The sequence below is a fragment of the Bradyrhizobium sp. P2_E8 genome (assembly GCF_056403875.1).
In genome coordinates, this window is record NZ_JBFUES010000641.1 from 1 (window position 1) to 4,473 (window position 4,473).

Genomic DNA, 4,473 nt, shown 5'->3' on the forward strand with positions numbered 1-4,473 from the left:
TGCCCGTTCTGCGTCAATCGGGACTCGAGCCTTGAATTTGCCGGAGCCGGGACGCAACGTGGTGTCCATGCGGACCTATCTTCTTGCCATTCTCCTCGCGCTCGCCGCGCCCCTCGCGGCGCATGCGCAATCGGCCGACCTCGTGCTGTGCGACCGGGTTGCGGCCGATCCCAGCGATCCCGACAAGCCGGCTGACGTGAAGGGCGTGGCGGAGATCGCGGCCTCCGACGTCGCGACCGCCATCAGGTTCTGCAAGYAGGCCGCGCCATCTTCGCGGCGTGCGATGTTCGCGCTCGGCCGTGCCTACGCAGCCAACCGGCAGACGGCGGAGGCGATTGCCGCCTGGCGCAAGGCGGCCGACAAGGGATCGAGCGCGGCCATGGTCGAGCTCGGCGTGCTCTACGGCACCGGCGCCGGCGTCGCAAAGGACGAAGCGCAGGCGCGCAAATTGYTCGAGAAGGCGGCGCAGGCCGGCAATCCCCGCGGCGTCAGCAATCTTGCCGCGCTCGGCGGCGCCGGCGGTGGCGCRCCCGCCGATCCCGCGCAGGCGCGCGCGCTGCTGGGCAAGGCCGCCGAGACCAACGCGGAGGCGCAGTACCAGCTCGGCCTGATGCTCTCCGAAGGCACGGGCGGCGCACAGGACGACGTCGCTGCGCGCGCGCTGTTCGAGAAGGCGGCCGCGCAAAACCATCCCGGCGCGCTGGAGCGGATGGGCGCCTTCGCACAGGAAGGCCGCGGCGGCGCGAAGGACAAGGATGCCGCGAAAGCCTATTACGAGCGCGCCGCAGCGCTTGGCGACGAAGACGCCAAGAAGGCATTGGAGCGGCTGCGCTGCCCCTACGCGATCAAGGACAAGCAGGGCAAGCTCGTCACCACGCTGTGCTTCTAGCTCACTTGTAATAGTAGGCGACGTTGTTGCGGGCGTCGCGATAGGTCGTCTCGAGAAAATCAGGATACTGCGCCGCCGCTTGCGCCACGGCGCGCACGACGCAGGCCCAGAAATCCCCATCCCAGCTGAAATGGGTGAAGGTCGCGTCCTCGAATTTGACCGCGGTGATGATGGCCTGCCTGATCGCGGTGTCATCGGCGCGCGGATGGGCACGCTTCAGGTAGCCGAACATCGGCCCTTCATGGGCATGGTCGCGATCCCAGCGGTATTTCGCGCTGATCTGCTCCGGCGTGAGGGTGCGATTGATGCGGACCTCTCCGGCGGTCGGGCGCCCTTCGATCGAATCCAGGCGGTAACGCCAGCGCCAGAGTTCGAACGCGGCATCGAGCAGCGGTTGTTTCGCCGCGCTAGCGATGAATTCCGCGATCTGATCTTCGGGTGATGGCCCTGTCTGCTTCATGCCCCTTCGTCGCGTGCTTGCGGGGGCGGGTTCAAGGGAAGGAACCAGCTCCGGCAAGCGCTGTTGAGATGACAACAAGCGGGAGGCCCGATCATGATCCGCAAACTGGCATCCGGCGAGTATCGCCTTTACTCACGCAAGGTGAATCCGAAGACCGGCAAGCGTCGCAACCTCGGCACCTTCAAGAGCCGCGCGGCGGCCGAGAAGCACGAGCGCGAAGTGCAGTATTTCAAGCGTTACTAGCGCGTGGCGAGGGGGCCGTGACCACGCAAGACAAAAAAGTCGAAGAACAACCCCATGCACAGTAGCCGGGGCGCTRAAATCACAACGAAATCATGGATTGCGGATTTGGCGAAATTCGTTTGACCCGTCGGGCAAAACAGGGGCATGATGGCATCATGCAGCGAAAGGTCCGGCGAGCGGCGCCTGCGCGAAAAAGCCGGATGGAACCGATGCGGCGGCAGTGCTAGGTAGCCTGCGATTCTTTTCCGATTTCGCGGGTTCAAGGCGTTGCTCAACGGTCTCTACAAGGTTGAATACGGCGTTGGCGGCGCGTTCGGCCGCAGCATCATGTGCATGCACAATGGCAAGATGCTGGGCGGCAATTCCGCTTTCGCGCATCTCGGGACCTATGAGGTCAGGGACGGCGCGATCGAGGCCAATGTCATCACCGAGCGCCACAACGAGGATCCCAATTACAAGCCGCTGATGGGCACCGACGTCGCCGCGATCAAGGTGCGCGGCCGGACGGAGGGATCGACGATCCTGTTCGAGGGCAAGGCCGATCCGGTGCCGGGCAGCGTGTTCTGGGCCAACCTCGCGCCGCTCGACGACGAGGCGCTGCCGCCGCGCGGCACGGTCGGTCCCGACGGTATCGTCAACGGGCTGTACTCAATCCACATCCGCGCGCTCGACGGGATCGATGCCGGGCTGTCCGGCGTGATGCTGCTGATGGACGGCCGCATCCTCGGCGGCGATGCGTTCTTCTACTATCTCGGCTCCTATTCCTCGGCGGATGGCCGCTGGAAGGGCGAGATGCTGAACCAGGAGCACACGCCGGCGAAGGACGAAAATCCCGTCTTCGGCGGCTATGAGGTCGGGATCGGCTTCTCCGGAACCTGCACGGCCGATAGCGGCGAGCTCGAGGGCATTGCGCTCGCCGGCAAGCGCAGCCTGCGCCTTGCGGCCTCGCTCAAGCTGATGCGAAGGGCGTAGGGCGGATACTCATCGAAACTGCGTCCGCTGCCCTGAAAAGCGGACATCGAAGGTGTTCTGGATCAACGGCGTCCTCGGGCCAGCAGGGGGTGGGCTGCCGCCAGATCGCGCCTGCTTGCGCGGGTTAGCAGCGCAATTTTCGTCCGCTGGTTGCATAGATGATGATTCTGATATAAGTTTTAGACTGATTTTGAGCTTTTGCTTTTTTTGCCTGTCAATTTTACTTACCGGACATCGGTAATGAATTACCAGAACGTCGACAGAATTGCTGTCGGTATGCGTTTCAGGATGAGCGAGCTTGGTGCCGCTCGATGCCCAGAGATTGCCGACCGGAGTGGTATCGTCATTGACGTGAGCCGTCGCACTACGGGCATCACCGTGCTGTTCGATGGCGCCCGAAGACCAACGTGCCTGCACCGGGACTTCATATCGCCCATCTCGGATGGGGAGGTCACCGCACCTTCTATCGCTTCAGACGAATGAGGGTCCGCGATGTTTTCAAAACCGCGCGAATGGTCGAGGCACGAGGCGCAGCGATTGACGACTCTCGCGCGTCAGAAAACCTGCGCCGGCGACATAGCCCGTGAGCTTGATCGCCATGTCACTTCAGTCAGAAAGAAGGCACGCGAACTCGGCTTGCTGCTCCCGAAGCGGGCCGACGTCTCGCGACTACGTCGGAAGTGAAATCATTCAATGTGGCGCGCCGCGCGCCACCGCCGCCTGCGACGGTATTCGTTAGGTAGAGCTCTGACGTAGGCGCGCTGCAAATGTGTTCCCCTTGGCAGCCGCGCGGGGCGCAATGCCGCGCATGATGTCGCCAGCGGCTGGGCATCAACAGACATCACGGTTTGCGGCTCGGTCGGCGCGCTTCGGGCCGGACGCGGACAGCGAACTGGCTGCCAGCGGGCACGAAGCGCCGTTTCGGGGCGAATTCCAGCAAGCTGGCGTGACCGGCGAGGGCGGAATCCGGGCCCGGCCGGGCTTCCCCTTGGGGCCGGCATGGCCTATGACGCTGCAACGCAAAAATTCCCCCAAAATGACCTCATGATCCGCCTCGACAACGTCAGCAAGCAAGCCGGCCACCAGATCCTTTTCATCGAAGCCTCCGCCGCCCTCAACAAGGGCGAGAAGATCGGGCTCGTCGGCCCGAACGGCGCGGGCAAGACCACGCTGTTCCGGATGATCGCCGGTGAGGAGCTGCCGGACGAAGGGCAGGTCTCGACCGATCGCGGCATCACCATCGGGTATTTCAATCAGGACGTCGGCGAGATGAGCGGCCGCAGCGCCGTGGCCGAGGTGATGAACGGCGCCGGCCCCGTCAGCGAGGTCGCGGCCGAGTTGCGCCAGCTCGAGGCTGACATGGCCGACCCTGACATGGCCGACCAGATGGACGAGATCATCGCGCGCTATGGCGAGGTGCAGCACGCCTTCGAGGAACTCGACGGCTATGCGCTCGACGGCCGCGCGCGCGAGGCGCTCTCCGGTCTCGGCTTCAGCCAGGAGATGATGGACGGCGACGTCGGAAAACTCTCCGGCGGCTGGAAGATGCGCGTGGCGCTGGCGCGTATTCTTCTGATGCGGCCCGACGTCATGCTGCTCGACGAGCCGAGCAACCATCTCGATCTGGAAAGCCTGATCTGGCTGGAGAAATTCCTGCACGACTATGAGGGCACGCTCTTGATGACCTCGCATGACCGCGAGTTCATCAACCGCGTGATCTCCAAGGTGATCGAGATCGATAGCGGCTCGCTGACGACCTATACCGGCGATTACGAATTCTACGAGCAGCAGCGCGCGCTGAACGAGAAGCAGCAACAGGCGCAGTTCGAGCGCCAGCAGGCGATGCTCGCCAAGGAGATCAAGTTCATCGAGCGCTTCAAGGCGCGTGCCTCGCATGCAGCCCAGGTGC

General features: G+C 63.8%; 6 protein-coding genes. 4 read left to right on the forward strand and 2 right to left on the reverse strand.

The window, feature by feature from the left end; all coding sequences use genetic code 11:
- Window positions 1-67 precede the first annotated feature (67 nt).
- Complete coding sequence (locus AC1D00_RS28550) at window positions 68-889, forward strand: tetratricopeptide repeat protein (protein WP_477012959.1); 822 nt, start codon at window positions 68-70, stop codon at window positions 887-889.
- 1 nt (window position 890) lies between these two features.
- On the opposite strand, the gene AC1D00_RS28555 is transcribed toward AC1D00_RS28550, so the two are convergent.
- Window positions 891-1,349 carry a hypothetical protein gene (locus tag AC1D00_RS28555; protein ID WP_477012960.1) on the reverse strand — a complete coding sequence of 153 codons (459 nt, stop codon included), beginning with the start codon at window positions 1,347-1,349 and terminating at the stop codon, window positions 891-893.
- A gap of 93 nt (window positions 1,350-1,442) precedes the next feature.
- On the opposite strand from AC1D00_RS28555, the gene AC1D00_RS28560 reads away from it, so the two are divergent.
- Both AC1D00_RS28560 and AC1D00_RS28565 read left to right on the forward strand, forming a co-directional pair.
- The gene (locus AC1D00_RS28560) at window positions 1,443-1,592 is read left to right on the forward strand and encodes a hypothetical protein (protein WP_477012961.1); all 150 of its coding nucleotides are present in this window, start codon (window positions 1,443-1,445) and stop codon (window positions 1,590-1,592) included.
- 267 nt (window positions 1,593-1,859) lie between these two features.
- A complete protein-coding gene (locus tag AC1D00_RS28565; RefSeq protein ID WP_025575424.1) occupies window positions 1,860-2,564 on the forward strand; it encodes a GrlR family regulatory protein in 705 nt (234 codons plus the stop codon).
- 9 nt (window positions 2,565-2,573) lie between these two features.
- Here the strand turns inward: AC1D00_RS28565 and AC1D00_RS28570 are convergent, their stop codons facing one another.
- A complete protein-coding gene (locus tag AC1D00_RS28570; protein WP_477012962.1) occupies window positions 2,574-2,981 on the reverse strand; it encodes a hypothetical protein in 408 nt (135 codons plus the stop codon).
- Between the two features lie 627 nt (window positions 2,982-3,608).
- Here AC1D00_RS28570 and AC1D00_RS28575 point away from each other — a divergent pair.
- Window positions 3,609-4,473 (forward strand): ABC-F family ATP-binding cassette domain-containing protein (locus tag AC1D00_RS28575; RefSeq protein ID WP_477012963.1); only part of this gene is annotated, 865 nt, incomplete at its 3' end.